Origin of the sequence: Vibrio antiquarius (assembly GCF_000024825.1) — a bacterium.
Taxonomy (GTDB): Bacteria; Pseudomonadota; Gammaproteobacteria; order Enterobacterales; family Vibrionaceae; genus Vibrio; species Vibrio diabolicus.
Window position 1 is genome coordinate 2,257,942 of record NC_013456.1, and the last position, 15,260, is coordinate 2,273,201.

Consider the following 15,260-nt stretch of genomic DNA (forward strand, 5'->3'; position numbering starts at 1 on the left):
TGCCTCTTACTTCTCTTGCCAGCTATAGACGTATTCTTTGTTTTCTACTTTTTCCAGCTCATCCGAAAACTGAAGTGCGTGACGCGTATCAATCATGACCGCGACTTCGTCGGTAAAAGTCTTCTTATGCTCTCGCCCTGCTTTGAAAGCTTTCGGGTGAGGGCCATGTGTAAAGCCTGCTGGATGGAATGTCACCATGCCTGCTTCAATGTTGTCACGGCTGAAGAAATCACCTGCATGGTAGAACAAGACTTCATCATAATCGTCATTGTTGTGATAGAACGGTACTTTGAGCGCTCCGGGATCACTTTCAATCGGACGAGGAACAAAGGTACACACCACAAATCCTGCTCCTACAAATGTAGTATGTGCAGAAGGCGGTAAGTGGTAACGATGTGACATAAGTGGACGAATATCACGCCAGTTCACTTTTACTACCGCCAAATCACCATGCCAGCCAATCGCATCCAACGGGTTGAATGGGTAAGTTATAACACTGACTTTATCGTGGCGTTTCACCTGAACCTGCGTTTGATTCTCGGAATATTGAGCACGGAACTGATCGTTGATCGACGGCGTTTCCAAAACTGCCGGATCAAACACCGCGTGGTTTCCAACCATGCCTTTTTCGGGCAATGTATAGGCCGCATCGGTGTTTTCTATCATCAGAATGAACATCGGCTCGCTTGGCTCTAAACGCCAGCTCGTTGAGCGTGGGATCATGACATAATCCCCTTCGCTCACTTTCAAATGACCATAATCACAATACAGATCTGCCGTACCTTGGTGGATGAATAGCAGTTCGTCGCCATCAGCGTTTCTCACCAAGAAGTCCATTTTTTCATCCATACGCCAGACACGAACTTTACAATTCGCGTTGTGTAACAGATGCGGGACTGCCCACGGGGTAATATGGCTGGCTTTCTCGACTAGATTAAAATCGAACGCTCGTGGACGTAACTCGCCCTCCCACTCAGTCCATCCCGTTGGGGCATGTTGATGATGAAAATGTGTTGCGGGGCCGAAGAAACCACTTCGACCTGCCTCACGTTCATAAATTGCCTCTTCCGGGAAGTCAGCATGCGCTTGTTTAGAGCACACTCCCTCCCGATGAGGGAATGTGATCCATTTATGCATCGCTCAATACTCCTCGGCGAATTTGGTCTTCTTCTATCGATTCAAACAACGCTTTGAAGTTACCCTCGCCAAAGCCTTCATTGCCTTTACGTTGGATGATTTCGAAGAACACAGGGCCGATAACGGTTTGAGTAAAGATTTGTAGCAAGATGCCATCTTTCGTTGGCGCACCATCAATAAGAATCTGCAAATCACGAAGCTTGCTTACATCTTCACCGTGGCCTTCAACACGCTGATCGACTTTCTCGTAATAAGTATCTGGCGTTGGCATAAAGTCCATGCCTCGCTCACGCAATGTTTTGACCGTTTCGTAGATGTCGTCTGTGGTCAATGCGATATGTTGAATGCCTTCGCCATTGTATTCACGGATAAACTCTTCAATCTGTGATTTATCATCTGACGACTCATTGATAGGAATTCGGATTTTGCCGCAAGGTGCGGTCATCGCGCGGCTGACAAGACCAGTCAGCTTACCTTCGATATCGAAATAACGAATTTCGCGGAAGTTACCAATGCGCTCATAGAAACCAGACCAGACATCCATGTTGCCTTGCTTAACGTTGTGCGTTAAGTGGTCGATTTCGTAAAGACCAACATTCGCTTTTGATAAACGCTCATCAGCATCATCATAAAAACGAAAATCGACATCATAAATGCTCTGCTTTCCATAACGATCGACAAAATAAAGCAAGCTTTCACCGATGCCATAAATAGCAGGAATGCTAAGCTCCATCGGCCCAATTTCCGTTTTATATTCTTTACCGCCATTCTCTAACGCATGCGCCAGAGCAACGGTCGCGTCTTTCACTCGAAATGCCATGCCACAAACCGACGGACCGTGGACTTTGGCGAATCCCTCAGCTTGGCTATGCGGCTGCGCATTCACAATAAAGCTAATGTCACCTTGTCGATATAACCACGCTTCTTTTGAGCGATGCTTTGCGATTTCCGCAAAACCTAACGATATAAACAGATCTTTAAGCTGTTGAATGCCTTTGTTGTCAGCAGCGGTATATTCAACAAACTCAAATCCGTCTGTTCCTAGTGGGTTATATGCATCAACCATGACTTTCTCCTTGTCTCAGTAGCTTTTGTTTGGACTTATTTTTCTAACTTGGCGCAGGTCTTGAGAAATTGGAATACGTGGGGAGAAATCTTTACCTTGGCGATTTTTACGCATAATTGTAAAATATATGTTACACACAGGAGGCACATCGAACCCACTTTCGTAAACATCAAACAAACCGCTTATTTTCAATATATTAGATTGATATTTTCGGCTTTACGCCAACACACAAAATGTAAAAAAGTTGTTACTTTGGCATTTTATCTTGGCAACGTAGCTCAAAAAGTAAAAGGGGATGGAAAGTCTATTGCACCCTATCTCTATCCGATTTATTCATTTGATCCTGCAAAACATCAAAAGTAATGTTTCGTGACGCTTCATACAGTTCGAAAGGCTCATCGGTCAGAATCGTGTCATGGATACTCCTTTATTGATTCACCTCAGTTTTATTCAAAAGTAACTGTGCCATAAGTGGTGCTCTGTTCCCTATCGAGCCGAGCCACAAGGCTTCACGCTCGATCAGAAAAAGAGACATCTAATGACACACATCAATCAAGAACGCTTAGTTGAACACTTTTGCCAACTAGTACGTATCGACAGCGAATCAAAAAACGAAAAACAAATTGCAGAAACACTGGCAGAACAGCTAGGCGAGCTAGGCTTTACCGTACGCAAACTTCCAGTACCTGAGCACATTTCTAACGGCTTTAACCTGTACGCCCGTTTAGACGGCAAAAAAGACGGCTCTATCCTAATGAGCTGTCATATGGATACGGTCACTCCAGGTATTGGCATTGAGCCAATCATCGAAGACGGCATTATCCGTTCAAAAGGCAATACGATTCTTGGTGGCGATGATAAATCTGGTATTGCTGCCATCATGGAAGCCGTTCGTTGTATTCAAGCGGAAAACCGTGAGCACAAAACGTTAGAACTTGCTTTCACCGTGTATGAAGAAGGCGGTTTATTCGGTTCACAATACTTCGATATGTCACACGTCACTTCAACGGAAGCAATCGTGTTAGATACGGGTGGTCCTATTGGCACTATTGTGACCGCAGCCCCAGGCCAGCAAAAAATCGTGGTAACAATCAAAGGTCGACCAGCACATGCAGGGCTTGCGCCAGAAGAAGGCATCAGTGCGATCATGGTGGCGGCAAATGCCATCAACCAAATGAAGCTGCTTCGCATCGACGAAGAAACGACAGCCAACATCGGTGTAGTGAATGGCGGTCAGGCCACAAACATTGTCATGCCTGAATTAAAAATCGTCGCAGAAGCACGCTCCCTGAATGGCAATAAACTAGATGCTCAGGTCAATCATATGATCTCAACATTAGAGTCTGTCTGTGAAAAACACGGTGCAGAAGTCGACATTGAATCTAGCCGAGCCTACGATGCATTTGTTATTGAAGAAAACCACCCACACGTTAGCGCTATAAAAGCGGCGTTTGCAGAGTTGGGAATTGAGGCTTTCACAAAAGGCACTGGCGGCGGTAGCGATGCTAACAACTTTAACAAGAAAGGTCTCACAACGGTCAATCTTTCAACTGGCATGGCAAAAGTACACACGACAGAAGAGTTTATCGCGGTAAGTGATATGGTCAAAATCACTGAGTTCGTAAAACATTTCCTAGTCAGTTAACGTCGTACCTTTTGAAGAACAGACGAACTACCCTCCCCTTTTAGCGCGCGCTTGAAGGGGATTTTTTATTTGCGCGAAACAAAGCCTACCCCGTAATGCAGACTTAGTACTGGCTCCATATCAATCCCCCAGCTCACTTTTTGATACCAAATAGCCCAACATTTGGCACCCTGTTACAACATTGTTAAAACTCAATTGTGTAGATAATTTATACAATATACATTTCTAGCATCTTTCAGGATGAAAAGAGTGAGACAAGGATGAAATTACCTAAGTTGCTTTTATTAGCGTCGATGATGAGTCCAATACTGGCAACACCAAGCTATGCCGCGCCGCATCCCGCAGGTGTGACCCTCGATGAGACACAAGAAATTACGCTAAACAATGGGGCTGAAGTTACTTCTATTGACCCAGCCAAGCAAGCCGCAGAGCCCGCTTTTAATCTCGGTCGAGACCTATTTGAAGGCCTGGTCATTCAAGATAAGCAAGGTAAAACCATTCCTGGTGTTGCTGAGTCTTGGTCAGTCAATGACAACAATACGGTTTATACCTTCCACTTACGTGATGCAAAATGGTCAAATGGCGAAACGGTCACTGCGCAAGATTTTGTCTACAGCTGGCAACGCTTACTGAATCCGAGCACTGCTTCACCGTACGCTTGGTTTGCGGCCATTCCAAATATCGCAAACTCACAAGCCATTATGAAAGGCGAAGCAGAACCCGAGTCTTTGGGCGTGAAGGCGCTGGATGAAACAACGTTCCAGGTAACACTCGAAGAGCCGATTCCCTTCTTTACGAAACTATTAAGTCATCCAGTGCTTGCACCCGTTCATAAAGCGACCGTTGAAAAACATGGCAACCGTTGGACCCAGCCTGAGCATATCGTTACAAATGGGGCGTTTACTGTCTCTGAATGGAAAGTTAACGAAAAACTAGTGATGGTTAAAAACCCACATTATTGGGACGCAAGCAATGTAGTGCTGGAAAAAGTCACCTGGCTACCAATTGGTGATGCAAATGTAGTGCTAAACCGCTACCTAGCCGGTGAGATAGACCAAGCGGTTTCCATTCCTGCCGCTCAGAAGAAAAAGCTAATTCAACAGCGCCCACAAGAAGTGGCAAGCACCAGTGCGTCTCTTGGCTCCACATTCTATTACCTCAACACTCAACAAGGGCCAACAAAAGACGTGCGGGTCCGTAAAGCCCTCTCATATGCCATTGACCGTCAACTGTTAACGAGTGCTATCTTGAGAAACGGTGGGGTTCCAATGTATACCCTTGTGCCCCCTCAAACAGATGGTTTTAAATCTCACACTCCTGAGTTCGCAACTTGGAACCGCCATAAACGTATCGAAAAAGCGCAGCAATTACTGTCAGAAGCTGGATACGATAAAAGCAATCCGCTTAAGTTAACGTTTACCGTACCAACTTTCTCGATGGACGTAAAAATGGCAACAACCATGGCAGGCATGTGGAAAAGCCGATTGGGTGCGCAAGTCACGATAAAGCAGCTAGAACCGAAAGTGTTCTACGCACTTAAAGAGCCGACCGACATTACTCGCGGCGGCTGGACGGCCGACTACAATGAAGCCTCTACATGGTTGGATATCTTCGTTTCTAGTGGCGAGTACAACGATTCTCGTTATAACAACCCGCAATACGACGAGTTAATGGCTCGTTCAAAGACCATGAGCAATCCATCAGAACTGTATCTACAAGCAGAAAGCATGCTGATTGAAGACATGGCCATTATTCCTATTTATCGTCCGGGTAACGATCAATACCTCATCAAGCCTTATGTGGGCGGCTACGAACTGACAAACCCTGAGTCTTCGTATTACCGCAAGAATGTCTATGTGAAAGCCCACTAAAAGCATGTTTTCGGTCTGAGTCGGCAAGTTCAATGTTTACTTGTCGTTCCTCATATCTCTCGGTGGAGAAGGCAACCTGAGCTCAGACCATTTTTTATTCATAACCGTTCGAAGTGATTTCGGATGACCAAAGGATGATGGATCATGATTTGGTACATTGTTAAGCGATTAACTATCGCTATCCCCACGCTTCTATTCATCGCACTCGTATCATTTTGGCTGATGCACATTGCACCGGGGGGACCATTTGATATGGAACGGCCTATGCCAGAAGTGGTACGTGCGAATATCGAAGCAAAATTCCATTTGGACCAGCCCTTCCTTACTCAGTTTTGGATTTACATTGGTAATTTCATACAAGGAGATCTCGGTCCGAGCTTCGTTTATCAAGACTTCAGTGTTACACAGCTCGTCGCACAATCATGGCCAGTTTCAGCAGTATTAGGCGTACTCTCTTTTTGTATCTCCGTTCCACTTGGCATGTTACTTGGCACCATTGCGGCATTGAACCGAAATAGCCGCCTAGATTACGGCCTGATGACACTTTCGATGACTGGAGTTGTGGTTCCAGCTTTCGTGCTTGCTCCGGTTTTAGTCATGATTTTCGCTATTCAGCTCGGCTGGTTCCCTGCTGGTGGTTGGGAAGGAGGAAAGCTGGCTTTTCTTGTTCTTCCCGTGCTCAGCTTAGCGATTGGCTCCATTGCGAGTATTGCACGCGTCATGCGTGGCGCAATGATTGAAACGCTCAACCAACCATACATTCGAACGGCAAAAGCCAAAGGTTTGTCCACAACCTACATTTTATTCCATCACGCTTTGCGACCATCCCTGATTCCCGTCGTTGCGATGCTCGGCCCTGCGTTTGTGTCTGTTGTGACAGGATCGGTGATTATCGACATTTTCTTTGGTACAGGTGGCATGGGACAACACTTTGTGTCTGGGGCTCTCAACCGCGATTACGGCCTAGTAATGGGTATTACTCTGATTGTCGCTTCACTCACTATCTTCTTTAACCTTGTGGTCGACTTGTTATATACGATTATCGACCCTCGCATACGCGTTTAGGAGTCCAGCATGTTAACGATCAAAAAACTGGATACACAAGCTCTTCAAGATCAAGTCGTCGACAATATTGAAGCCGTCGAAGGTCGCAGTCTTTGGCAGGATGCATGGACTCGATTTCGTAAAAACAGAGCCGCGATGACATCAGTGTATGTTTTGGCGTTCATTACCTTATGCATCACTTTCGGCCCCTCTCTTGCCGCTTTTGGCCATGATGAAATTGACTGGGAAGTGCTCATCGATCCATACGAGCTAGGAAAACCTTCACTGAGCAGTGGTCATTACTTTGGTACCGATGATCTCGGGCAAGATGTCTTTGCTCGCACGATGCAAGGCGGCAGGCTCTCTATTTTGGTAGGTTTTGTTGGCGCCTTAGTCGCCGTTGTTATTGGTACGATTTGGGGAAGTATTTCCGGCTATCTTGGCGGCGTTGTCGATAGCGTAATGATGCGCATTATTGAGGTGCTCGATTCGGTGCCATTTATGTTTATGGTTATCCTGTTTGTTACCCTTTTTGGCAACAACATCTATCTGATCTTTATTGTGATCGGAATGGTATCTTGGTTAGGCATTGCCCGTGTTGTACGTGGTGTCACCTTCGGTCTCAAAAAGCGAGAATTCATCGAAGCCGCACACTCTATTGGGGTTTCTAAATTGACAATTGTCCGACGCCATGTTCTGCCTAATGTGCTTGGTATCGTGATGGTTTATTCCTCCTTAATGGTGCCTGGATTCATTATGTTCGAATCGTTTTTAAGCTTCTTAGGGCTTGGTGTTCAACCACCGGATACAAGCTGGGGAATCCTAATCTCCGAAGGCGCAAAAACGATTGACGTTGCATTGTGGATGCTGCTTTTTCCCTCTCTGTTTTTAGTTGCCACCCTCTTTTGTTTTAACTTCATCGGCGATGGCTTGCGTGATGCTCTTGACCCGAAAGACCGATAAGGACAAACCATGCTATCTATTGAAAACATGAACGTGCGCTTCGATACGCCAGATGGGCAAGTGCAAGCGGTCAGTAATCTCTCCTACTCGATTAAAGCAGGCGAAACTCTTGGGATTGTTGGAGAGTCAGGCTCGGGAAAAAGCCAGTCTGTCTTCGCGTTAATGGGGTTAACCGCGGATAACGGCGCCGTGTCTGGCAGCGCGATGTTCCACGGTGATGATTTACTCGCGATGTCTAAAAAGCAGCTCAACCGCATCCTTGCAGAGAAAATCGGAATGATCTTTCAAGATCCGATGACGTCACTCAATCCATTCATGAAAATTGGCAAACAGCTTTGTGAAGTTCTCATGATTCATAAAGGAATGAGCCGAAAACAAGCAAAAGTTGAATCGATTCACATGTTGGATGCGGTGCGTATTCCCTCTCCCGAGACTCGGATGAATCAATACCCTCACGAATTATCTGGCGGAATGCGTCAGCGAATCATGATAGCGATGGCATTGTTGTGTAAGCCCGAGTTGTTAATTGCAGACGAACCAACTACCGCGCTGGATGTGACCGTTCAGGCTCAAATTTTGACGCTATTACGAGACTTACAACAAGAGTTCAACACCGCAATTTTACTGATCACTCACGATATGGGCGTCGTCGCCGAGATGTGTGATCGCGTATTGGTCATGTATGGTGGTCAAAAAATGGAGCAATCCGATACCGAGACATTGTTCGCTCAACCTGCGCACCCCTACACTCAAGGCCTGCTAAAGGCTATTCCTTCTATCACTGAAGATATGCCACGTTTACCAACCATCCCAGGTAACCCACCAAGTGCGTTGATTAACCATCAAGGGTGTCCGTTTAGAGAGCGGTGCGAGCATCGAGAGACGCGTTGCCAATACGAAACCCCACGGTTTTCCCCATTGAACACGAGCCAGTCCATTGCCTGTCACGTTAAAGCACCCAGCGTTATCACTCCTATTCAAATAAAAGCTTAAGGAGGCATTATGAATAAAAAAGAAGTCCTCATGTCTGCTCGTGATTTAAACGTCCACTTTCCAGTGTCGCGTCACCTTATTCCAAGTCGACGTAAAATCGTGAAAGCGGTCAATGGTATCGACTTAGATGTTTATCGAGGTGAAACACTTGGCATTGTGGGGGAATCGGGCTGCGGAAAATCAACGCTTGCACGCGCCTTACTTCGCTTAATTGATCCTACACATGGCGAGTTGACTTGGAAAGGTCAAGACATGCTCGGGTTTAGTAAAAAAGAGCTTTCCTCTCGACGTAGAGAATTTCAGATGGTGTTTCAAGACCCATCCGCTTGTTTGAATCCGAGATTAACCATCTCAGAATGCATCGCCGAACCACTGCTCACCCATGAGCCACAACTTAAACGAGCAGAGGTAGAAAAGCGCGTCATCGCTATGATGGATAAAGTGGGTCTCTTGGCGAGCCAGCGAAACCGCTATCCACATGAATTTTCCGGAGGTCAATGCCAGCGTGTGGGCATTGCTAGAGCGTTAATTCTCAATCCAGATTTGGTCGTGTGTGATGAACCCGTTAGTGCGCTAGATGTCTCCATACAAGCTCAGGTCATCAATCTTCTAGATGATCTTAAACAAGAAATGGGGTTAACACTGGTAATGATTGCGCACGACTTAAGCGTGGTGCGCCACATCAGCGACCGCGTTATGGTGATGTATCTTGGTAAACCTATGGAAGTAGGACGTTACGATAAAGTATTTGATGATGCTCAACACCCCTACACCAAAGCACTGTTATCCGCCGTCCCGATAGCTAATCCGCAATTAGCACGTGACCGTGAAATACAACTATTGCCCGGTGATCTCCCGTCTCCACTTAATCCACCGAGCGGTTGCGTTTTTCGTACTCGATGTCCAGAAGCCACAGAAGTATGCGGGCAACAGAACCCAATAAAAACAGGCTCGGATCAGCATCATATCTATTGCTCAAATATGACTTTAGGAACCATTTAATGAACAATACTAACTCAGTAAACCAACGCCTTACATTATTGCGTGAGGCAATGTCTTTTCACAACGTGTCTGCATATATCGTGACCAATAATGACCCGCATAACAGCGAATACTCAGCGGATCATTGGTTAGCGCGAAGCTGGATTTCAGGTTTTACCGGCTCAGCAGGCGATGTCGTCATTACCCAACAAGGTGGTGGCCTTTGGACTGATGGTCGTTACTATATTCAAGCTGAAGAACAGTTACACGGCACAGGACTTGAACTGTTTAAAGCCAAACAACCAGAAACGCCGACAATTGCCAAATGGCTGGCTACCACGCTCCCAGAAAGCAGTATTGTCGCAGTTGACGGGCGCGCCATCAGTTACGCTTTTTATCAAGGCCTCAAACAAGCCTTTGAAGCGAAAAACATTAAGATCATTCTCGACCTGGATTTACTCGCACCGATTTGGCTTGAAAGACCACCTCGCCCAAGTGCACCCGTATTCGAGCACCCCACCGCTTTTGCTGGCGTTGACACAGAAAATAAGTTAGCGAGAATCCGTTCTTGGTTAACCGAGAACCAAGTAGATAGCTTATTAGTGTCAACGCTAGATGATGTCATGTGGACAATGAATATTCGAGGTGGTGATACGAATTACTGCCCAGTTTCTGAAGCGTATCTAATCGTAGAGCAATCACTTGCGACACTGTTTATTGATAAAGCCAAACTGCCTCAAGACGTTGAAAGAGCGCTGACCGAGCAGAGTGTACACATTCGCCATTACAACTACGTAAGCCAGTATTTAAATCAGCAATGTGAGGGATTATCGCTCGCCTTTAGCCCGACTCACACAGACAGCTTATTGGTGAGTTCGATTGAACGGAATGTGAATCTAAAGCCAATGGCTTGCCCTGTAACGGCAATGAAGGCCATAAAAAATGCGACCGAGCTAACTAGCCTAGAACAGGCATTAACAGATGATGGTGTGGCAATCGTAAGGTTTATGAACTGGCTAGAAGAGCAAGTTCCAAGCGGATTCGTTACAGAATTGTCTGCTGAAGCACAACTGAATCACTATCGCCGTCAAACCCGACATTATGTGAGTGACAGTTTCCGCACTATCGCAGGCTTCGCAGCTCACGGGGCAAAAATGCATTATGCCGCCGATGAAGAAAGCAATGCGGCAGTCAATGAAAGCAACTTCTTTCTCGTCGATTCTGGTGGTCAGTACCTTGGCGGGACAACAGACATCACCCGTACTTTCCACTTCGGGTCACCGACCATTAAGCAGCGCAAAGATTATACCTTGGTGCTCAAAGCGGTCATCCGACTGACTCAAACTCGATTCATGAAAGGCTCTACGGGTGCCAATCTTGATATCATGGCGCGTGGCGTCTTATGGCAACATGGTATTGATTACAAGTGCGGCACTGGACACGGCGTAGGCATTTGCTTGAATGTTCACGAAGGCCCACAAAATTTCTCGCAAAGCCACCGCGAGGTTGAGCTAAAACCGGGTATGGTCATTACTAATGAACCAGGCGTTTATCGCGAAGGTGAGTACGGGGTAAGAATAGAGAACATTCTTAAAGTTGTAGAAGTAGAACAAAATGAGTTCGGCACGTTCTACGGTTTTGAGACCATCACTCTTGCTCCAATTGCGACCAACGCCCTTGATTTATCAATGCTAGATCAAGCAGAGCTAGACTGGCTCAATCATTACCATTCACGTGTCTATCAGGCGCTTAGCCCTTTTCTTGATGCGCAAGATAAAAACTGGCTGCAAAGCACAACCCAACTTATTGAGAAATAGGATATAAGCCAGTTTTATAACGTTTTCATTTTCATCTCAAACTCCTTGTTTGCCAGCCTTCGGGCTGGTTTTTTTATAGAGATAACGGCGTAAAAACAAAAACGCCCCGCGATGTTAGCGAGGCGCTCCACTTAGTTTAAATGACGTAGTTAAATTGTCCTACTGACGACACTTCTGAACATCAAAATCAACGACGATGGCGGCATTCTCAAAGTCACCAGAGACTTTAACGTAGCCCCAGTAGTTACTCTGATTTGACAACGTAATACACTCTCCATTACCAATATTATCTGACCATCCGTGAAGATTAGTATCATCCGGCCAACCAGAGTTACTGTATTCAAGCTTTAGGTTGCCCGTACCATTCCCCGTCGTTATCGCCAGGTTTGAGCTCTCATTCACCGCTGGCACGCTTAGCCAAATGGTTTGTTGATTTGCCAAGCAAACTGGTTCTCCTGCTGTTAGGCGCCCACCGCTTACTTTACTTTGCACCGCGCAGTCTTGTGGCAATGTGTCATTACCGCCCAACGCTGAGATAACAACAGTATGAGTGGCGGTTGCCGTCAAGCCTTCACTGTCTGTCACACTTAGGCTGACCGAATACTCCCCTTCACTCCCATATTGGTGCGTCAGCTTGGTTTGTGTACTTGTCGAGCCATCACCGAAGTCCCATAAGACGCTGACGATCTTCCCGTTTGGGTCTGTACTGTTTTCACTGCTAAATGTAATGCTTTCACCGACTTTCCCCTTGTTGTTTGCGGTTATGACTGCATTAGGTGCACCATTTGAGACAAGGGCTTGCTGCCACTGCTCAAACTCACTTTGATACAAATTCGCCCATTGGGTGATCGTGGCCTTGTAATTGCTCCAATTCCCTTGGCGTGTTTCCACCAGCATTTGGTTTACGTCATCTTTATGATTTTCAAACACAAAACGTACAGCTAAGTACCCCCAACGATAAATTCGATCGACATCAAACCCATCATAAGTAGTCTCGAAAATCTCACTTAAGGTATACGTCGAGCCGTCTAAAATCGTCTCAAGTGCTGCTTGGTTGTCATTTTCTTGAGCGACATACTCTGCAATGCCTTCACTCCACCACACTATTTTTTCAGTTGGATGACTAAACCCTCCATAGAGATCAAATCGACCATCTAAGTAATGCACGTATTCGTGCTCTAAGTTCCAGACAAAGTGATCCGCGTTCGCATAAGAGGCTTCATAAGCAATAAAGTTGGGAATATTCCCCGGCTGGGAAGGATCGCCCTCCAAGTACATACCGCCATTGTCAGTACTAATATCGAAAATTGGCCCTGCGTACTTACCATAATCGGTGCTTGAATCGAAGATATTGACTTGGATCTGAGTATTGTGGTCATCTTTTACTGGCTGTTCACCAGTTTCTAATGACTGATGAAAGTAACCCTCTTCGTAGCCCATTTTAGAACATGCGGCCGCGTGTTGCTCTTGCGTCATATTCTGGGACAATATTCGAATTGTCGGACTACAAGTATAAGTTTGCGATAGCACCAAGCCTTTTAGCTCAGTTTCGAAATTACAAATTCCGAACTCACTACAATCTGCGTAATATGAGGCGGTGTCCGCCGCCGCAAGCCAAACCGCGTCACCCCGACCATACATTTCATACTGTTCAAAGATTCGACTCAGCTGACTCTTCACAACAGAACTCGCGTTACCCGTATACTTGGTCAGACGCCCGAGCTCTCGCCCTGCATTCGCGGCCATAAACTCATCTTCAGCACCGATTGATGACGCCCTTAGAGCAAAATCGCCTAAAGCTTTGGCAAGGTCTGTTTGGTTACCAATTACTTGCACAAATTGCTCGTTCCACTGCCCACCAAACAAAATAGTGAAAACACCATTAACCGCATTGCGCATATACCAGTGCTGGGCGTATTGATCATTCCAACGTGTAAGCCACTGGGTCACTTGCGGTAAGTACGCGTGCTGCAAGCCCGCACTATCCATAGTGATGATAACTTCACTAAGCACTTTGCCATGACGATCGCTGTTCTCGTAGAAGTTTGCGTTGTTAACAAACGCATCCACGGACTCTTTCACCGCAGGGGTTACCCATTCAATAAATGAGATGTTGTCATTGTAAAACTCGGCGTAATAACCCGCGCGTAAGTATAAGAACAACGTTTCTAGTTCATCGCTCCCGCCACCCGTATACCCCTTCGCCAATGTCGTAGTGTGCTTAGCGATGTTGTACATATGATCGGAGCTAAATACCGACTCTTGAATCCGACTTTCAGCAGAGAATAACTGGTTCACACACGTCGCGCCCTGACTTAAAATTTCGCTGATCAATTGGTTACTGCTTTCGGTAACCAATGCCTCCAAATCACAAGCAGTGCTCGACTCATCAAGGCTTGCAAGTGACTGTACTCGAGTTGCCTTAGAGGGCTGAATTGGGAGAGTTGCGGTTGGTTGGTATTCAACTCGATTGGATTCAACACCGTGTGTATGAGCCGAATGTGCATGTTGCTCTGTAACTTGAGAAACTGGCTCGCTTAACGCAAATACGCCAGTGCTGGTTAATGTTGTCGCAATCGCGACACTCAAAATCTTCAGTTCCATCTAATTTCTTCTATATTGAGTTTTCCTTAGATGCATTACGTCTTTTGCATCGCCACTGCCCTTATTACTGCAAGAGCATCTCCATATAATCTACTCGCAAGACAAGAAGAAACATTTTGTTAACAACTGGGTGTGGCGGTATCAGTTTTTGGTACCAGAAGGAACACGGAGTGAGCTTTAAAAATTCGTATTTGTTAAAAAATAGAGATGAGCTAGAGAAGAAACGTGTAGTTAAACGGGTATACCCAGCACGTTAAATGGCTAGGTATACTACAAAGCGGGTCGGTAAAAACTCGCGAATCAAAGCCCCTAAAGAAGGAATCGGACAATGGGCTAATACTCTGTAGGTTCTAGGCTGCTTTGTGGTCGAAGAGTGCGGTAATTTGTTCTTTTAACGCGTGCAAAAATTCGGTATTTGGTGTGTTTTCAAGGTACATTTCATACTCTTTAGAATTATAAAAGTACTCATGCGCTGATGCGTTAAGGATCTTACTAAAAGACAGTGTTTCCAATTCATCTTCAAGAGCACGGCAACTCAATTCACCATACCCTGAGTCGCTATCTTTAGCGAATTGGGTTTCAATGTTGCTGATATATAAAACACAATCCTTGATAAAGAGCTCAACGTTACTTATGCGCTGTTCGATATCTTTAAGCTGACCGCTGTTCCACTTAGACTTTTCTTGCTCGAGCTTATCAATAAGTCCACTTTCACGTAGTCTGGTATTGTTATCTTTAATTCTTAGTAACTCATCGAGCACTTTATTAAACTCAGACTCAGCCCTAAGTCTTAAGATTTCCAACTCCTTGGAGAACAGCTTTGCTTTTAACTCACTTGCTTGATACAAGCCAGATATAGCAGCATTTCTTTTAACTCCAAACATAAAAATCCACCCAAAAGATACTTACTAAAAAGTAGCACACAAAAAGCAAGATAGAAGACGCGAGGTTTTCGTCAGCACGCTACACATTACTACCTAATCTCGATTGTAACGTAATAAACAGAATTTTCATCACTTAGAACCACCAACTATTTGAATGAAAATCACACAGTTACTTTGATAAAAGTATTTATTTTAGAAAAGGCAATCCCAAGTATGTAACGGTATAAAATTGACACTATAAAAACAAAAACGCTC

The 15,260-nt window shown here is 45.5% G+C and carries 11 protein-coding genes; 7 read left to right on the top strand and 4 right to left on the bottom strand.

The genetic code is table 11. The features are described from left to right. Positions 1-6 precede the first annotated feature (6 nt). Both VEA_RS10560 and hppD read right to left on the bottom strand, forming a co-directional pair. Positions 7-1,137 carry a homogentisate 1,2-dioxygenase gene (locus VEA_RS10560; RefSeq protein ID WP_006741621.1) on the bottom strand — a complete coding sequence of 377 codons (1,131 nt, stop codon included), beginning with the start codon at positions 1,135-1,137 and terminating at the stop codon, positions 7-9. Next, the gene (gene hppD, locus VEA_RS10565) at positions 1,130-2,203 is read right to left on the bottom strand and encodes a 4-hydroxyphenylpyruvate dioxygenase (RefSeq protein ID WP_005377835.1); all 1,074 of its coding nucleotides are present in this window, start codon (positions 2,201-2,203) and stop codon (positions 1,130-1,132) included. Before hppD ends, VEA_RS10560 begins: the two co-directional genes overlap by 8 nt. Positions 2,204-2,741: 538 nt before the next feature. On the opposite strand from hppD, the gene VEA_RS10570 reads away from it, so the two are divergent. The 7 genes from VEA_RS10570 to VEA_RS10600 all read left to right on the top strand — a co-directional run bounded on the left by VEA_RS10570 (position 2,742) and on the right by VEA_RS10600 (position 11,517). Beyond that, positions 2,742-3,848 carry a M20/M25/M40 family metallo-hydrolase gene (locus VEA_RS10570; RefSeq protein WP_006741622.1) on the top strand — a complete coding sequence of 369 codons (1,107 nt, stop codon included), beginning with the start codon at positions 2,742-2,744 and terminating at the stop codon, positions 3,846-3,848. Between the two features lie 260 nt (positions 3,849-4,108). Beyond that, entirely contained in the window at positions 4,109-5,719 is a 1,611-nt protein-coding gene (locus VEA_RS10575; protein ID WP_006741623.1) for a peptide ABC transporter substrate-binding protein, read from the top strand. 144 nt (positions 5,720-5,863) lie between these two features. After that, positions 5,864-6,784, top strand: a complete 921-nt coding sequence (gene oppB, locus VEA_RS10580) for an oligopeptide ABC transporter permease OppB (protein WP_006741624.1) — start codon at positions 5,864-5,866, stop codon at positions 6,782-6,784. Between the two features lie 9 nt (positions 6,785-6,793). Then, the gene (locus VEA_RS10585; protein WP_005377839.1) at positions 6,794-7,726 is read left to right on the top strand and encodes an ABC transporter permease subunit; all 933 of its coding nucleotides are present in this window, start codon (positions 6,794-6,796) and stop codon (positions 7,724-7,726) included. A 9-nt stretch (positions 7,727-7,735) separates the two neighbouring features. Further along, positions 7,736-8,719, top strand: coding sequence for an ABC transporter ATP-binding protein (locus VEA_RS10590; protein WP_006741625.1), 984 nt, complete (start codon positions 7,736-7,738; stop codon positions 8,717-8,719). Positions 8,720-8,728: 9 nt separating this feature from the next. Further along, complete coding sequence (locus tag VEA_RS10595) at positions 8,729-9,721, top strand: ABC transporter ATP-binding protein (RefSeq protein ID WP_006741626.1); 993 nt, start codon at positions 8,729-8,731, stop codon at positions 9,719-9,721. Then, positions 9,721-11,517, top strand: a complete 1,797-nt coding sequence (locus VEA_RS10600) for an aminopeptidase P family protein (protein ID WP_006741627.1) — start codon at positions 9,721-9,723, stop codon at positions 11,515-11,517. The genes VEA_RS10595 and VEA_RS10600 overlap by 1 nt, the downstream gene beginning before the upstream one ends. A gap of 159 nt (positions 11,518-11,676) precedes the next feature. On the opposite strand, the gene VEA_RS10605 is transcribed toward VEA_RS10600, so the two are convergent. Both VEA_RS10605 and VEA_RS10610 read right to left on the bottom strand, forming a co-directional pair. Continuing rightward, entirely contained in the window at positions 11,677-14,121 is a 2,445-nt protein-coding gene (locus VEA_RS10605) for a collagenase (RefSeq protein WP_006741628.1), read from the bottom strand. Positions 14,122-14,471: 350 nt separating this feature from the next. Next, complete coding sequence (locus VEA_RS10610) at positions 14,472-15,005, bottom strand: hypothetical protein (protein ID WP_012841894.1); 534 nt, start codon at positions 15,003-15,005, stop codon at positions 14,472-14,474. Between the last annotated feature and the right edge of the window lie 255 nt (positions 15,006-15,260).

Coding starts and splice junctions, on each gene's coding strand:
- VEA_RS10560 (WP_006741621.1), bottom strand. CDS start 1,137: ATGCATAAATGGATCACATTCCCTCATCGGGAGGGAGTGTGCTCTAAA.
- VEA_RS10575 (WP_006741623.1), top strand. CDS start 4,109: ATGAAATTACCTAAGTTGCTTTTATTAGCGTCGATGATGAGTCCAATA.
- oppB (WP_006741624.1), top strand. CDS start 5,864: ATGATTTGGTACATTGTTAAGCGATTAACTATCGCTATCCCCACGCTT.
- VEA_RS10570 (WP_006741622.1), top strand. CDS start 2,742: ATGACACACATCAATCAAGAACGCTTAGTTGAACACTTTTGCCAACTA.
- VEA_RS10610 (WP_012841894.1), bottom strand. CDS start 15,005: ATGTTTGGAGTTAAAAGAAATGCTGCTATATCTGGCTTGTATCAAGCA.
- VEA_RS10600 (WP_006741627.1), top strand. CDS start 9,721: ATGAACAATACTAACTCAGTAAACCAACGCCTTACATTATTGCGTGAG.
- VEA_RS10605 (WP_006741628.1), bottom strand. CDS start 14,121: ATGGAACTGAAGATTTTGAGTGTCGCGATTGCGACAACATTAACCAGC.
- hppD (WP_005377835.1), bottom strand. CDS start 2,203: ATGGTTGATGCATATAACCCACTAGGAACAGACGGATTTGAGTTTGTT.
- VEA_RS10585 (WP_005377839.1), top strand. CDS start 6,794: ATGTTAACGATCAAAAAACTGGATACACAAGCTCTTCAAGATCAAGTC.
- VEA_RS10590 (WP_006741625.1), top strand. CDS start 7,736: ATGCTATCTATTGAAAACATGAACGTGCGCTTCGATACGCCAGATGGG.
- VEA_RS10595 (WP_006741626.1), top strand. CDS start 8,729: ATGAATAAAAAAGAAGTCCTCATGTCTGCTCGTGATTTAAACGTCCAC.